The sequence below is a fragment of the Aeromonas sp. AE23HZ002T15 genome, assembly GCF_054165525.2.
The window spans coordinates 2,850,897-2,865,098 of sequence record NZ_CM201342.1 but is presented as its reverse complement, the minus strand read 5'-3'; the positions used below and the strand labels follow the sequence as shown (position 1 = coordinate 2,865,098).

Annotated in this window: 13 protein-coding genes; 6 read left to right on the top strand and 7 right to left on the bottom strand. The window is 63.9% G+C overall.

Translation table 11 applies throughout. From position 1 onward, the window contains the following. Nucleotides 1-42 precede the first annotated feature (42 nt). A complete protein-coding gene (locus ACT5M9_RS13320) occupies nt 43-696 on the top strand; it encodes a potassium channel family protein (RefSeq protein ID WP_438551051.1) in 654 nt (217 codons plus the stop codon). Then, nucleotides 693-2,048, top strand: a complete 1,356-nt coding sequence (locus ACT5M9_RS13315) for a TrkH family potassium uptake protein (RefSeq protein ID WP_457982464.1) — start codon at nt 693-695, stop codon at nt 2,046-2,048. The genes ACT5M9_RS13320 and ACT5M9_RS13315 overlap by 4 nt, the downstream gene beginning before the upstream one ends. An 83-nt stretch (nt 2,049-2,131) precedes the next feature. On the opposite strand, the gene ACT5M9_RS13310 is transcribed toward ACT5M9_RS13315, so the two are convergent. Continuing rightward, entirely contained in the window at nt 2,132-4,123 is a 1,992-nt protein-coding gene (locus tag ACT5M9_RS13310; protein ID WP_457982465.1) for a DNA topoisomerase III, read from the bottom strand. A gap of 335 nt (nt 4,124-4,458) precedes the next feature. On the opposite strand from ACT5M9_RS13310, the gene ACT5M9_RS13305 reads away from it, so the two are divergent. Both ACT5M9_RS13305 and torA read left to right on the top strand, forming a co-directional pair. Then, complete coding sequence (locus ACT5M9_RS13305) at nt 4,459-5,589, top strand: NapC/NirT family cytochrome c (protein WP_457982466.1); 1,131 nt, start codon at nt 4,459-4,461, stop codon at nt 5,587-5,589. Nucleotides 5,590-5,611: 22 nt separating this feature from the next. Beyond that, the gene (gene torA / locus ACT5M9_RS13300; RefSeq protein ID WP_457982467.1) at nt 5,612-8,092 is read left to right on the top strand and encodes a trimethylamine-N-oxide reductase TorA; all 2,481 of its coding nucleotides are present in this window, start codon (nt 5,612-5,614) and stop codon (nt 8,090-8,092) included. 141 nt (nt 8,093-8,233) lie between these two features. Here torA and ACT5M9_RS13295 read toward each other — a convergent pair whose 3' ends face one another. The 4 genes from ACT5M9_RS13295 to ACT5M9_RS13280 form a co-directional block, all read right to left on the bottom strand. Beyond that, entirely contained in the window at nt 8,234-8,695 is a 462-nt protein-coding gene (locus ACT5M9_RS13295; RefSeq protein WP_457982468.1) for a hypothetical protein, read from the bottom strand. Between the two features lie 113 nt (nt 8,696-8,808). Continuing rightward, nucleotides 8,809-10,158, bottom strand: coding sequence for a sensor histidine kinase (locus ACT5M9_RS13290; RefSeq protein WP_457982470.1), 1,350 nt, complete (start codon nt 10,156-10,158; stop codon nt 8,809-8,811). A 52-nt stretch (nt 10,159-10,210) separates the two neighbouring features. Continuing rightward, complete coding sequence (locus ACT5M9_RS13285; RefSeq protein ID WP_438551044.1) at nt 10,211-10,867, bottom strand: AHA_4052 family stress response regulator transcription factor; 657 nt, start codon at nt 10,865-10,867, stop codon at nt 10,211-10,213. A gap of 108 nt (nt 10,868-10,975) precedes the next feature. After that, a complete protein-coding gene (locus tag ACT5M9_RS13280; protein ID WP_438551043.1) occupies nt 10,976-11,308 on the bottom strand; it encodes a PepSY domain-containing protein in 333 nt (110 codons plus the stop codon). 63 nt (nt 11,309-11,371) lie between these two features. Here ACT5M9_RS13280 and ACT5M9_RS13275 point away from each other — a divergent pair, with 63 nt between their 5' ends. Next, the gene (locus tag ACT5M9_RS13275) at nt 11,372-11,623 is read left to right on the top strand and encodes a PepSY domain-containing protein (protein ID WP_438551042.1); all 252 of its coding nucleotides are present in this window, start codon (nt 11,372-11,374) and stop codon (nt 11,621-11,623) included. Between the two features lie 45 nt (nt 11,624-11,668). On the opposite strand, the gene msrQ is transcribed toward ACT5M9_RS13275, so the two are convergent. Continuing rightward, nucleotides 11,669-12,307, bottom strand: a complete 639-nt coding sequence (gene msrQ / locus ACT5M9_RS13270; RefSeq protein ID WP_457982472.1) for a protein-methionine-sulfoxide reductase heme-binding subunit MsrQ — start codon at nt 12,305-12,307, stop codon at nt 11,669-11,671. Nucleotides 12,308-12,338: 31 nt separating this feature from the next. After that, on the bottom strand, nt 12,339-13,346 hold the full coding sequence (gene msrP / locus ACT5M9_RS13265; protein WP_457982474.1) for a protein-methionine-sulfoxide reductase catalytic subunit MsrP: 1,008 nt from the start codon (nt 13,344-13,346) through the stop codon (nt 12,339-12,341). 366 nt (nt 13,347-13,712) lie between these two features. On the opposite strand from msrP, the gene ACT5M9_RS13260 reads away from it, so the two are divergent. Then, nucleotides 13,713-14,195 carry a DUF1097 domain-containing protein gene (locus tag ACT5M9_RS13260; RefSeq protein ID WP_457982476.1) on the top strand — a complete coding sequence of 161 codons (483 nt, stop codon included), beginning with the start codon at nt 13,713-13,715 and terminating at the stop codon, nt 14,193-14,195. Nucleotides 14,196-14,202 lie beyond the last annotated feature (7 nt).

Here is a 14,202-nt window from a genome sequence, read left to right as displayed (position 1 = left end):
GCTGGAGTAGAGTAACTTCTTCAGTCCCTTGAGGAAGTGTGAATGAACAACCAATTTGCCGTCATCGGCCTCGGCCTGTTCGGCAGTGCCCTGTGCGAAGAGCTGCAACGGCAGGATGCCGAGGTGCTGGCCATCGACATCGACGAGGTCAAGACCCGCCAGATCGCCACCCTGTGCAACCATGTGTTGGTCGCCGATGCCACCGACGAGGCCACGGTCGCCGAGCTCGGCCTCGCCAACTTCGACATCGTCTTCGTCGCCATCGGTGACAACCTGGAGACCAGCATACTCACCACCCTCGTACTGAAAGAGGCTGGCGTGAAGAAGGTGTGGGTCAAGGCCCGCGACAAGTTCCACGCCAAGATCCTGCAGAAGGTGGGCGCCGACAAGGTGATCAATCCCGAGTGGGACATGGGCCGCCGGGTCGCCCAGAGCATGCTGGACAACCGCCTGTTCGACTATCTGGAGCTGGGCCACGACATGGTGCTGACCGAGTTCGTCATCGGCCTGCAGCAAAACGGCCGCACCCTCGGCGATCTGCACCTGCTGCAGCAGAGCAACTTCCAGCTGCTGGCCATCAAGCGCGGCGAGGTGCTGCACAACGTGCTGACCGGCAAGATGGAGCTGCAGCTCGGCGACATCCTGATCCTGGCCGGCAACAAGCACGCCATCGACCACTGGCTAGACACCCTATGATCAACTGGCGCAGCAACTACGCCTTCGCCATGCAGCGGGAGACAGAGTCCCGCTGGAGCGAGGCCAAGCTGATCCTGGGCAGTTTCCTCATCATTCTGCTGATCGGCACCCTGTTTCTGGTGCAGCCCTCCAGCCACAGGGGCGAGGTCACCTTCGTCAACGCCCTGTTTACCGCCACCTCCGCCATCAGCGTGACCGGCCTCGGGGTGGTGGATACGGGTACCGCCTTCACCCTGCAGGGGCAAATCATACTGCTCATCCTGATGGAGATAGGGGGGCTCGGCCAGATGACCATGACGTTGCTGCTCATCGCCATGTTCAGCAAGCGGGTCGGCCTGCGCCAGCAGGTGCTGGCCAAGGAGGCGCTGGGGCAGGAGGGCTCGGTCAACATCATCCAGCTGGTCAGGCGTATCGTCTTGTTCGCCCTCATCGCCCAGTTGATCGGCACCGCCGTCATGGCCATTCGCTGGGTGCCCGAGATGGGCTGGTCCCACGGCCTCTACGTCAGCTTCTTCCACGCGGTGTCGGCCTTCAACAACGCCGGCTTCTCACTGTTTGCCAACAATCTCATGGACTATCGCGACGACCCCATCATCAGCCTGACCATACCGGCCCTGCTGATCCTCGGCGGCATCGGCTTCACCGTCATCGTCGATCTGGTGCGCAACCGCCGCTGGCGCAAGCTGAAACTGCACAGCAAGCTGATGATACTGATGACCCCAGGCCTGCTGCTGCTGGGCACCCTGATGTTCTGGCTGCTGGAGCACGACAATCCCCACACCCTGGGCAGCGCAGGCTTCGGCGGCCAATGGCTGGCGGCCTTCTTCCAGTCCGCCACGGCGCGTACCGCGGGCTTCAACACGGTCGACATCGGCCAGATGGTGCCCGCCTCCCTGCTGTTCATGATGATGCTGATGTTCATCGGGGCCGGGGCCACCTCCACAGGGGGTGGTATCAAGGTGACCACCTTCGCCGTGGTGCTGCTGGCCACCAAGGCCTTCCTGACCAAGCGACCCCATGTCACCGCCTTCGGCCGCACCCTGTCCCCCCAGATAGTGACCCGATCGCTCGCCATCATCATCGTCAGCGTCATGGTGCTGATGCTGGCCATGTTCCTGCTGACCCTGACGGAGTCGGTGTCGCTGGACAAGATCATGTTCGAGACCATCTCGGCCTTCGCCACCGTGGGCCTCACCACGGGCATCACCCCCGGCTTGAGCGAGCCCGGCAAGCTCATCCTGGTGCTGGTGATGATCTGCGGCCGTCTGGGCCCCCTGACCCTGGCATTGATGCTGGCCAGACCGAGCGAGACCCGCATTCGCTACCCGGAAGAGGGGGTCTACACGGGTTAACTCACTGCTTGAGTGCGTTTTCTAGATACAAGAGAGGGGCGAAGGCCCCTCTTTTTATATCCAGACATCGACTCCGGAAAGCCTCAGGCCGCCTTGGTGGTGCGTTTGCCCGTACTCTTGCGGGGGCTGGCCCCCTTGCTTGCGGCACTCTTGGCACCACTCTTGCCACTGCTGCTGCCACGGCGGGTGAAGCGGCGCTTGGCGGCCCCCTCAGATGCCTTGGGCAGGGCACTGAAACTGGCGCCGGAATCCTGCCGCGCCCCCTCGATCAGGGCATGCAACTGTTCGGTAAGGGGCCCCATGAACTGCTGGTAGCTGGCGTGACGCTCGGCGATCTGGCCTAGGTGCTGTTCCCAGAGTGCCGTCATGTCCGGCGTGGTGGCCGTGGTGGGCAGCGCCAGGATCAGCGCCCGCCCCGTGGGGGTGGCCTTGATGCTCTTGCCCTGGCGCACCAGAAAGCGGCGCTTGAACAGCAGGTCGATGATGCCGGCCCGGGTCGCCTCTGTACCCAGGCCATCTGTCTCGCGAAGGGTCTTGCGGATCTCGGGATCCTGCACATAGCGGGCGATGCCGGTCATGGCGGCCAGCAGGGTCGCATCGGTAAACGCCTTGGGGGCCTGGGTCATCTTCTCCAGCAGCTCACCCCGCTCGCACAGCAGTCGCTCCCCCTGGCGCAGGGCGGGCAGGGTCCCGGCCTTCTCCTCGTCATCATCCTCCTCGACCCCGAGCAGCGCCTTCCAGCCGGCCTTGAGGATGCGGCGCGCCTTGGCCTGGAACAGGCCGCCGGCGATGCGCAGCAGCACCTTGCTGTCGTTGTACTCGAACGGCGGATAGAACTGCAGCAGGTATTGGCGGGCAACCAGCCCATAGATCTTGCTCTCCTCGGCGGAGAGGCTGGCCTCGTTGCCCCGCTTCTCGGTGGGGATGATGGCGTGGTGGGCATCCACCTTGCCGTCGTTCCAGGCCTTGCTGCGCAGCTTGCCGTCCGCCTCGCTCACCGCCCTGGCCAGCACCGGCGCCGTGGCGGCGATGGCATCGCGCACCTGGGGCGCCCGGCTGAAGTGATCGCTCGGCAGGTGGCGGCTGTCGGATCGCGGATAGGTGATGAGCTTGTGGCGCTCGTAGAGCCCCTGACAGACGTCCAGCACCCGCTTGGCATCCATGCCGAAACGCTTGGCGGCATCGATCTGCAGGCTGGATAGGTTGTAGGGCAGCGGCGCCGACTGCTTGCGAGCCTGCTCCTCCACCTCCTCCACCAGGGCGTCCTGGCCCTGGATGCGCTCCACTACCTTGGCGGCGAGCGCCCGGTTCAGCACCCGCCCCTCCTCATCCTGCCAGGGGGCGCAAGCCTCGGACGGCAGCCACTTGGCACTGAACCGCTCGTTACCCTGAGTCACCACATGGGCCAGCACCTCGAAGAAGGGTTTCGGCACGAAGGCCTCGATCTCCAGATCCCGCCGCACCACCAGCCCCAGCAGCGGGGTCTGCACCCGCCCCACCGACAGCAACTCGCTGCAACCCCCCTTGCGGCCGAGCAGGGTATAGGCCCGGGTCATGTTGATGCCATAGAGCCAGTCCGCACGGCTGCGGGCCAGGGCCGATACCGCCAGCGGCACGAACTCCTTGTTGTCCCTGAGTTTGTCGAGGGCGCGGCGCACCGCCGGCGGGTTGAGATCGCTAATGAGGCAGCGCTGCACCGGCTTGGTCTTGGGGTAGCCGAGAAAATCGATCACCTCGTCCACCAGCAGCTGACCTTCCCGGTCCGGGTCACCGGCGTTCACCACACAGTCGGCCTGCTTGATCAGTCGCTTGATGGCGGTGAGCTGGACCCTGGTCTTGGGCTTGGCCACCAGTTGCCACTGGCTCGGCACTATAGGCAGCGACTCCATGCGCCACTGCTTGTAGGCGGCGTCATAGGCGTCGGGCTCCGCCTGCTCCAGCAGGTGGCCGATACACCAGGTCACCACGTCCCCCTGGCCGGTTTCGATGAAGCCCTCCCCCTTCTTGTGGGGCTTGGGCAGGGCATCGGCGATGGCACGGCCCAAACTGGGTTTTTCGGCGATAAAGAGTCGCATGACGGCATGACCTGAATACTGTATATGTGAACAGTATACATGTCTCATTCGGCAAATCCCAAGCCTGCCGCCACCGTCCGTCATGGGATGGCGCCAGCCCCCTTGCCGCGATCAGGAGCCAGCTCGTACGGGTCTGTTTTTTCACCCTCCCGGTCGATCCAGAGACAGTCTCTGACGCCCATCCGCCGTCAGCGCAGCTGGAAACAACTGCTAACTGACGGATTATTCGACAAAAAGATCATTGTTTTCAAAAATGTAAATATGACCGGGGTCAACGCCCCGGCCATCGATGACTACTACTATATTGGTATTATTTGATTTTGGGGAATGACGCCATGTTTGGAAAAATGTTGAGAAAGAGCTGGTTCTGGCTCCTGTTGCTGGGGGCCCTGCTGGGGGTTACGGCCCTGGGGGTCACCGTCACCGTGCTGCACAAGACCAGCTCCACCGAGTTCTGCGTCTCCTGCCACTCCATGCAGACACCCCTCGCCGAATACCAGGGCAGCGTCCACTTCCAGAACGTGAAAGGGATCCGCGCCGAGTGCGCCGACTGCCACATCCCCAATGAGCCGGCCTCCTACCTGTGGACCAAGATCCGCGCGGTGAAGGACATCTACCACGAGGCCCTCGGCACCCTGGACACCCCGGAGAAATACGAGGCCCGCAAGCTGCACATGGCCCAGACCGTCTGGGATCAGCTCAAGGCCAACGACTCCGCTACCTGCCGCAGCTGCCACAGCTATGAGGCCATGGACATCCTGGCCCAACGCCCGAACGCCCGGGCCGAGCACCCGGTCGCCATCAAGGAGGGTCAGACCTGCATCGACTGCCACCGCGGCGTCGCCCACATCATGCCTGACATGAGCGAGCTGGCCGCCGCCGGTGCCAGCGAACTGGCCGCCGCCGCCGCCCAGACCCCGGCCAGCGTCACCACCCGCTATGCCATCGCCACCACCCCCCTCTATCTCGATGCCAAGGCCGGCACCGATGAGGGCACCCTGATGCCATCCACCCGGGTGGAGATAGTCGCCAACGAGGGCAAACGTGCCCAGGTGCAGATCGAAGGCTGGCAACAGGACGGGGTGAGCGAGGTGTTCTACGCCGCTCCCGGCAAGCGGATCCTGAGCGTGTTGGTCGGCGACAATGCCAAGCAGGCGCTGGTGACCGGCAAGAGCGAGACCGATGCCGCCACCAACCTCACCTGGCATCAGGTCAAGCTGACCGCCTGGGTCGATCAGAGCCAGCTCATCGGCGATCAGGGCAAGCTGTGGCAATACGCCTCCACCCTGATGTCCAACAACTGCACCGGCTGTCACGGCCTGACCGCCCTGGATCACTTCAATGCCAACCAGTGGATCGGGGTCATCAAGGGCATGGAATCGCGTACCTCCCTCACCCCGGAGCAGTCACGCATGCTGACCCAGTACGTGCAAAAACACGCCAGTGACATGAGTGCGGCCCACTGAGGCTGGAACAGAGGAATCTCCCATGACTTTTTTCAATGACCAAGACACCAATCTGTCCCGCCGCAACCTGCTCAAGGGATTGGGCGCCTGCGCCGCCCTGCCGCTGCTGGCCGGCATCTTCCCGAAGAGCGCCCTAGCCCAGGCCATCAGCACGGCCCTGGAGCAGTTCCCGACCCTGGTGCCGGCCCAGAAGGGCATCCTCACCGGCGCCCACTGGGGGGCCTTCGAGGCCATAGTCGCCGATGGCCGCATGATCCGGGTGCAACCGGTAGCCGATGATCCGGCCCCGAACGAGCTCATCGACATGGCGCCCTTCCAGGTCCATGCCAAGAACCGCATCAGGTACCCCATGGTACGCAAGAGCTGGCTGGAGCGCGGCCCGGGTGCGAGCCCCGAGCTGCGCGGTGCCGACGAGTGGGTCAAGGTGAGCTGGGACAAGGCCATCGAACTGGTGGCCGGCGAGATCAAGCGAGTGCAGAGCGACTTCGGCCCCCAGGCCATCCACGCCGGCTCCTACGGCTGGAAGAGCGTCGGCATGTTCCACAACTGCCGCACCCTGCTGCACCGGCTGATGAACCTGGCTGGCGGCTTCACCGGGTATGCCGGTGACTACTCCACCGGGGCGGCCCAGGTGATCATGTCCCACGTGATGGGCTCCATCGAGGTGTATGAGCAGCAGACCGCCTGGCCGAACGTGGTGGAAAACGCCGAGCTGGTTGTTCTGTGGGGGGTCAACGCCCAGGTGACCCTGAAGAACAGCTGGAACATGCCGGATCACGAGGGGCAGGCCGGTTTCAAGGCGCTCAAGGAGAAGGGCACCCGGGTCATCAGCATAGACCCCGTCTACAACGAGACCGCCAAGATGGCGGGGGCCGAGTGGATTGCCCCCAAGGCCTACACGGACGTGGCCATGATGCTGGGGGTGGCCCACACCCTCCATAGCGAGCAGAAGCACGATCAGGCCTTCCTCGATCGCTACACCGCCGGTTTCGACAAGTTCCTCCCCTACCTGCTCGGCAAAGATGATGGTCAGCCCAAGGACGCCGAGTGGGCCGCCGCCATCTGCGGCGTCGACGCCAAGGTCATTCGCCAGCTGGCCCTCGACATGGCGTCCAAGCGTACCATGATCATGGCGGGCTGGGGCATGCAGCGGCAGCATCACGGCGAGCAACCGAACTGGATGCTGGTAACGCTAGCCGCCATGCTGGGTCAGATCGGCCTGCCGGGGGGTGGCTATGGCTTCAGCTACCACTACTCCTCCGGTGGCAGCCCCACCGCCAAGGGAGGCATTCTGGCCGGCATCTCGGCGGGGACGGCGCCGCAAAACAGCCCGGCCCCCATCCCGGTGGCCCGCATCGCCGATTGCCTCGCCAACCCCGGCAAGACCATCGACTTCAACGGCCGCAAGGTGACCTACCCGGACGTCAAACTGGTCTACGTGGCGGGAGGCAACCCCTTCCACCACCATCAGGACACCAACAACCTGCTGGAGGCCTGGCGCAAGCCGCAGACCGTCATCGTCCACGAACCTTACTGGACCGCCACCGCCAAGCACGCGGACATAGTGCTGCCGGTGACCACCAGCTATGAGCGCAACGATCTGGAGATGGGGGGCGATTACTCCCAGCGCTACGTCTTCCCCATGCACCAGTGCGTGCCGCCCCAGCACGAGGCGCGCAACGACTTCGACATCTTCAGCGCCGTCGCCGCCAAGCTCAGCCTGCAGGAGGCCTATACCGAGGGCAAGGACGAGACACTCTGGCTCAAGCAGATGTATGACGGCATGGCCGCCCAGGCCCGTGGTGCCAAGGTGGCGCTGCCGCCGTTCGACATGTTCTGGGCCTCCAACAACTACATCCGCTTCCCCATCCCGGAGGCGAATCGCCAGTGGATCCGTCACGCCGATTTTCGCGAGAACCCGCTGCTCAACCCCCTCGGCACCCCGTCCGGGAAGATAGAGATCTTCTCTAACACAGTGGCGGGCATGAACTATGCCGATTGCGCCGGCCACCCCAGGTGGTATGAGCCCAAGGAGTGGTACCGGAGCGAGCAGGCCAGCCGCTATCCCCTGTCCCTGAACACCTCGCATCCGACCCAGCGGCTGCACTCCCAGCTGGACAACACGCCGCTGCGGGACAAGTTCGCCATCGCCGATCGGGAGGCCATACTGATCAACCCGGACGACGCCAAGGCCAGAGGCATCAAGGATGGCGATCTGGTGCGCGCCTTCAACGAGCGCGGCCAGATCCTGGTGGGCGCCCTGATATCGAAAGACATCCGGCCCGGGGTGGTGCGCGTCTGCGAGGGGGCCTGGTTCGATCCGGCCAAGCCGGGCGAGGCGGGGAGCCTGTGCAAGAACGGCAACGTCAACTGCCTCACCTTCGACGAGGGCTCCTCCAGCCTGGCCCAGGGCAACTGTGGCCACATGGCCCAGCTGGAGATCGAGAAGTACCAGGGCCCGGTGTTGACCAACACGGCTCACGATGTGCCGGCCAACGCCTGATCCCGGTCTGAGCCATAAAAAACGGCGCCATCGAGGCGCCGTTTTCTTGTCTGGGATCCGCTGTGGAGCATAAATCAGTATCACACCGGGGTTTCACAGCAGATATCACTATCCACGCTAAGTCTGGTGATATATCACTCTCTAGAAGTCACCCTCGACCATATACTCTTCCGCACACTCCACCAGCTGTGGCCAGAGATCCTCCGGCACCCAGGCCTCGGGGTCATCCTCGTCGCCGTCATACTGGCTCCAGAAGAAGGCGCGCAGCCCGCTGGCGAAGTCGTCGCTGATCTCCGCCAGCTCGGACAGCGGCCCCAGCCAGGCGATGCGGCGCAGGCCGGAGGCGAGGTCGTTGATGGCATCCATCAGGCTGCGATCGTCCAGGCTCTGCTCCACCAGCAGGGTGAAACGCTCGCGGGCGCTCTCGGTCTGATCCTCATCCAGCTCCCCCACGTCCGCCAGCAGATCGACGAAGTCCTCCAGCAGGAATGCGATCAGGGAGTCCCTGTCTTCAAACCACTGGATCTGGGCTCCCTTGGTTCCCAGCACCGAGGCATCGAACGAATCGTCGAGATGACACAGCGCCCACGGATCATCAGTCATTGCTACCCTTCCTACCCCTTGAAATCAGGACTCTATCTTAAGCCGGGCGCCCGCCCCTTGCCAGCCCGGACGGGTCATCCACCCCAGGGGAAGACAGGAGGCTGCCGCCAGGCCTAGCTCTCGACCCGCGCCACCTTGGGCAGGGAGAGGGAGGCGGCGAGGCCACCGAGCTCGGCCCGTCCCATGATGAGGCTGCCGCGATAGGCCTCCGCCAGATCGGAGACTATGTTGAGACCGAGGCCGGAGCCTGGCACCTTCTCGTCGAGGCGCACCCCGCGCAGCACCGCCTTGGCGATCTGATCCTCGCTCATGCCGGGGCCGTCATCCTCGATGCGCAGGGTGATCCAACCCCCCAGCTCGGCGCTGGAGATGCGCAGCCGACCGGCGGACCACTTGAAGGCGTTCTCCAGCAGGTTGCCCACCATCTCGTCGAAGTCCTGCTCCTCCACCCCCACCGCCAGGTTGGCGGGCACCTGCAGGTCCACCTCCTTGCCCGGATAGAGGCGGGAGAAGGCGCGGCAGATGTACTCCACCCGGGCCCGCACCGGGGTCGAGACCCCCAGGATCTTGGCGGCGCCTGTCACCCGCGCCTTGCCGAGGTGGTAGTCGATGTGGCGCTGGATCTTGTCGAGCTGTTCGCCGATGGCGGCCTGATCCTCGGGAGGCAGCTGGGCCACCTGATTGCGCATGATGCTGAGGGGCGTCTTGAGGGCATGGGCCAGGTTGCCGGTGTGGGAGCGGGCCCGTTGCAGCAACTCGCCGTAGTGGTGCAGCAGCCGGTTGATGTCCTCCACCAGGGGCTGGATCTCCAGCGGATAGCGCAGCCGGAACCCCTCCTGATGGCCCTGATGCACCCGGCTCAGCTCGCGGCGCAACAGGTGCAGCGGGCGCAGGCCGTAGACGATCTGGAACATGAAGCCCAGCACCAGGCCGGCGGCGGCGAAGCCGAGGCCGAGGAAGAGGCTGATGCGGGTCTTCTTCAGGGTCTGGGTCAGCACAGTGCTGTCTTTCGCCATCACCAGGGTGAACACCCGATCCGACCCCGGCAGCAAGACGGTGCGGGTCATGATCAGCAGGGGCTCCCGGTTCGGCCCCCTGCCGACGAAGAGATCCGGATCGCCGAAGGCGGACTTCAGACCGTGGGCGCTGAGGTGGGTATCCCAGAGGGAGCGGGAGCGGCCTATCACCTCTCCCCCCAGCTCCAGCTGCCAGTAGTAACCCGAATAGGGCTGGCGGTAGCGGGGATCCGCCATGGGTTCGGTCACCACGGGCAGGCCGTTGTGCTGGATCTCGAGGCGGGAGAGCAGATCGTAGAGCTGCAGCCTCAGGCCGTCGGCCTCCGCCTCCTGCCAGTAGTTGCGCATCATGGTCTGCAGGCTGAAACCGGTGGCGAACAGGAAGAGGCCGCACCAGACCAGAGCGATGGCCACCAGCCGGCCGCGCAGGGTGCGTACCAGCCTCATGGCGCCACCCCGTTATGCTCGGCGCCGATGCAAGCGCCGCCAGTCAGGGGGATCATTCGTTGATCCTGTACCCTAGCCCGCGCACCGTCTCGATCAGGTCGGCGTGGGTCTTCTTGCGGATCCGGCCGATGAACACCTCGACGGTGTTGGAGTCCCGGTCGAAATCCTGGGCATAGATGTGGTCGATGAGCTCGCTGCGAGACACCACCTTGCCCCTGTGCTGCATCAGGTAGCCCAGCACCCGGAATTCGTGGGCGGTGAGCTTGATGGGGGTGCCTTCGTACCAGACCTGGGAGGCGGCCATGTCCAAGCGCACCCCGCCGATCTCGAGGATGGAGCTGGCATTGCCAGCGGCGCGACGGACCAGAGCATGGACCCGGGCCACCAGCTCGGCGACCTGGAACGGCTTGGTGAGGTAGTCATCGGCCCCGGCGTTGAGCCCTTCTATCTTCTCGTGCAACTGGCCGCGGGCGGTCAGCACCAGCACAGGGGTGTCTATCCCCTTGCTGCGCCACTCCTTGAGCACGCTCAGGCCATCCCGCCCCGGCAGGCCGAGATCCAGGATGATGGCGTCATAGGGTTCGGTCTCACCGAGGAAGCCCGCCTCGTTGCCATCGTGGCAGAGGTCGGTCACGAAACCCGACAGGCGCAGTTGTTCGGCCAGCTGGCCCGCCAGGATCTTCTCATCTTCAACAATCAGAATGCGCATGAATCTTAGTCCAAGGTGTTGTTGCCAACGGTAGGAGGGGCTCTGCCCTCCCGTCGGCGTGGATCCGGGACAGCGCCCGGTACGGGCGGATAGGGGGAGTCAGCAGACTCACTCTTCTACCGGCGAGGAGCGGGGCTCGAACAGGCGCTCAAGATGGTGTCCTTTGAGCCACACCATCTCCAGATTATCGGCGCGATAACCCACCTTGATCACGCTGTTTTCGTCGTCGATCAGCTTGAGCTCATAGAGCCAGACCCCATCTTCCTCGCCGAGATCGACCCGCAGCACCCGCACCGGCAGCCGGGAGGCTACCTCCATCAACTCATGAAAGGGCCGGATCTTCCCCTCGCCGACCGCCTGCTGCAGCAAGGCCTCGTTCGGCATGGCCGCCTGGACCAGGGCCGGCAGCAACAGTCCCAACAGGGGCAGGGCTCTATTCATGGGTGATTCATCTCATAAAACCTAACATAATGGCGTTTATAGTGTGCCAGCCATGAATCCGGAATGAATATGATCCCACGCAGTATCCTGCTGATCCTTTGTCTCTTTTCCTCATTTGGCTGGGCGGCGTTGACCCGTCTGGACATGCCGGCCCTGGTCAAGCTGCTGCTGGCTCAAGGGTATCACGACATTCGGGAAATTGAGCTGGAAGGAGACAGATTCGAGGTCAGCACCCTGGATGCCAGGGAGCAGATGGTGCAACTGAGCGTCGATGCCTACAGCGGCGAGATCACCCAGAAAAAAGAGGCCGACTAGGCCTCTTTTTCGTTGGGGATGAAGGCGGACAAGGCCCCTACAGACTCAAGCCTCTTTCAACCCGGCCCGCCTCTGCTGACGCTGGCGCCAGGGTCGCAGCAATTTATCGCGCCTGGGCACCAGCAGGGCACAGGCCACCAGCAGATAAACCAGTGGCTCCTGCCAACCACTCTTGACCGACCACCAGTAGTGGATGGGTACCAGCAGGGCCAGGGCATAGATCCAGTTGTGCAGACGCTGCCAGCTCGGCCCCATGGCCCGCAACAGGGCCGGGATGGAGGTGATGCTCAGCGCCAGCAGCAACAGCAGGGCGATGGCCCCCACCACTATGTAACTGCGTTTCACCAGCTCGCCGCCTATCAGTCTCCAGTCAAACTGCAGATCCAGCCCCAACCACACCATGAAGTGCAAACTGGCCCAGGCCGCGCACCAGAGCCCGAGGGGACGGCGCAACTTGATGAGCTGCCCCTGCCGCCAGCGCTTGGCGAGGGGTGACACCAGCAGGGTCAGCAGCAGCAGGTGCAGGGCTCCCTTACCGAGGTAGTGGGTCAGCCCCTGCACCGGATCCCCTCCCAGCAGGCCTGCCGGCACGGCGTAGCCGAGCCAGAGCAGGAAGCCGAGTGACCCCAGATGCACCAGGGCTCGCAACAGGGCGATGTGGCGGCTCGTCAGTTTCAATGCCATGGTGTCGGCTCCCCTCTGTCCTGTTCTCGTCTCAGTACCATTTGCGCAGATCCATGCCCTGATAGAGGGAGGCCACCTCGTCCCCGTAGCCGTTGAACATCAGGGTCGGCTGGCGCTTGGCGCCGAAGATGCCCCCCTCGCCGATGAAGCGCTCGCTAGCCTGGCTCCAGCGCGGGTGGTCCACCTCTGGGTTGACGTTGGCGTAGAAGCCATATTCGTTCGGCGCCAGCAGATTCCAGGTGGTGGGGGGCATCTCCTCTACCAGCCGGATGGAAACGATGCTCTTGATGCTCTTGAAGCCGTACTTCCAGGGCACCACCAACCGGATGGGGGCGCCGTTCTGGGCGGGCAGCGTCTTGCCGTAGAGCCCCATCGCCAGGAAGGAGAGCGGGTGCATCGCCTCATCCATGCGCAACCCCTCCACATAGGGATAATCGATGCCGCCCCCCAGGCCACGCGAGGCCTGCCCCGGCAACTGTGCGGGATCGTAGAGGGTCTCGAACGCCACGAACTTGGCACGACTGGTGGGCTCGGCACGGCGGATGATCTCCGCCAGCGAGATGCCGCTCCATGGCAGCACCATGGACCAGGCCTCCACGCAGCGCAGCCGGTAGATCCGCTCCTCCAGGATGGTGGTGTTGATGAGATCCCACACATCCAGGGTGAAGGGCTTGGCCACCTCCCCCTCCACCTTCAGGGTCCAGGGCTCCGGCTTGAGGTAGTGGGCATTGCGAGCCGGATCCCCCTTGTCGGTGCCGAGCTCATAGAAGTTGTTGTGGGTGGTCGCCTTCTCCAGCGGGGTGAGGATAGTCCCCTCCGGTCGGGTCGCGGCCTTGTAGTTGAGTGCCTTGGTGGCGGGGCCCGGCACGGGTTTCTCGGTGGAGAAGAGATCCAGCAGGCTAGCCTTGGCCGGGAAGGCCAGGGTCGCGGCGGCGCCCAATCCCAAGCCCTTGAGGATGAGGCGACGATCCTGATAGACGGATTCCGGGGTGACATCCCGCTCGGTGGGGTGATGGGGGGTAGAACGCTTGATCAACATGAAGAAACTCCCGGGGCTATGAGGCGACATGGATCAAGACCGGCCCCGGCGAGGTTTTATTTCACGGCTTACATCATCTGGTAGACCGGCAGGGCCTTGGCCATGGTACCGACCAGGAACAGCAGGATGAAGACCAGCAGGGGAACGATCACATTTGGCGCCATCAGACTCACTCCAGGAGCAGGACAGGGCCTCTAACTATGGTGCAGCGCTCAAAAAGCCACCATGAATTTTTTTCGCGAGCGCAAGCGTATTCCCGAGTTGAAAAGAGTGACCGAGATCACACACAATCCTGCCCCTGCTTGCCGCCCCCCTTGCGAGGGGTAGGCTGCCTGCTTTTCCAGATCCATCACTGAGAATCATGACATGAGCCCACTGATCGCCATCGCCATCACGACCGGGATCCTCTCCGCCGTCTGGGGCGGATTGGCCGCGGCCCTCGGCCTCATCTCCTGGGTCGGCTTCCTCGGCTGCACCAGCTATTTCGCCTCGAGCGGCGGTTACAAGGCGCTGCTGCAGACCCTGCTGTGCAACGCCACCGGCATGCTGTGGGCCCTGTTGCTGATCCATGGGGCGAGCTGGTGGGGAGCCGGCATGGCGGGCTATCTGATGACCGGGGTGGTCGCGACCCTGATGTGCGTGCAGGCCAAGCAGCAGTGGCTCGCCTACATTCCCGGTACCTTCGCCGGTTGCTGCGCCACCTTCGGCGCGGCCGGGGAGTGGCGACTGATCCTGCCGTCCCTCGTGATTGGTGCCTTGTTCGGCTACCTGATGAAGGCGAGCGGCCTCTGGCTCTCCCATAAAACCCTGAAGGCTCAAGCCACGACCAATGCGACCGACCCCGCCTGAGCCTGCA

Excerpts from the sequence above, each read along its gene's own strand:
- ACT5M9_RS13320 (WP_438551051.1), top strand. The coding sequence starts at position 43 with ATGAACAACCAATTTGCCGTCATCGGCCTCGGCCTGTTCGGCAGTGCC.
- ACT5M9_RS13315 (WP_457982464.1), top strand. The coding sequence starts at position 693 with ATGATCAACTGGCGCAGCAACTACGCCTTCGCCATGCAGCGGGAGACA.
- ACT5M9_RS13310 (WP_457982465.1), bottom strand. The coding sequence starts at position 4,123 with ATGCGACTCTTTATCGCCGAAAAACCCAGTTTGGGCCGTGCCATCGCC.
- ACT5M9_RS13305 (WP_457982466.1), top strand. The coding sequence starts at position 4,459 with ATGTTTGGAAAAATGTTGAGAAAGAGCTGGTTCTGGCTCCTGTTGCTG.
- torA (WP_457982467.1), top strand. The coding sequence starts at position 5,612 with ATGACTTTTTTCAATGACCAAGACACCAATCTGTCCCGCCGCAACCTG.
- ACT5M9_RS13295 (WP_457982468.1), bottom strand. The coding sequence starts at position 8,695 with ATGACTGATGATCCGTGGGCGCTGTGTCATCTCGACGATTCGTTCGAT.
- ACT5M9_RS13290 (WP_457982470.1), bottom strand. The coding sequence starts at position 10,158 with ATGAGGCTGGTACGCACCCTGCGCGGCCGGCTGGTGGCCATCGCTCTG.
- ACT5M9_RS13285 (WP_438551044.1), bottom strand. The coding sequence starts at position 10,867 with ATGCGCATTCTGATTGTTGAAGATGAGAAGATCCTGGCGGGCCAGCTG.
- ACT5M9_RS13280 (WP_438551043.1), bottom strand. The coding sequence starts at position 11,308 with ATGAATAGAGCCCTGCCCCTGTTGGGACTGTTGCTGCCGGCCCTGGTC.
- ACT5M9_RS13275 (WP_438551042.1), top strand. The coding sequence starts at position 11,372 with ATGAATATGATCCCACGCAGTATCCTGCTGATCCTTTGTCTCTTTTCC.
- msrQ (WP_457982472.1), bottom strand. The coding sequence starts at position 12,307 with ATGGCATTGAAACTGACGAGCCGCCACATCGCCCTGTTGCGAGCCCTG.
- msrP (WP_457982474.1), bottom strand. The coding sequence starts at position 13,346 with ATGTTGATCAAGCGTTCTACCCCCCATCACCCCACCGAGCGGGATGTC.
- ACT5M9_RS13260 (WP_457982476.1), top strand. The coding sequence starts at position 13,713 with ATGAGCCCACTGATCGCCATCGCCATCACGACCGGGATCCTCTCCGCC.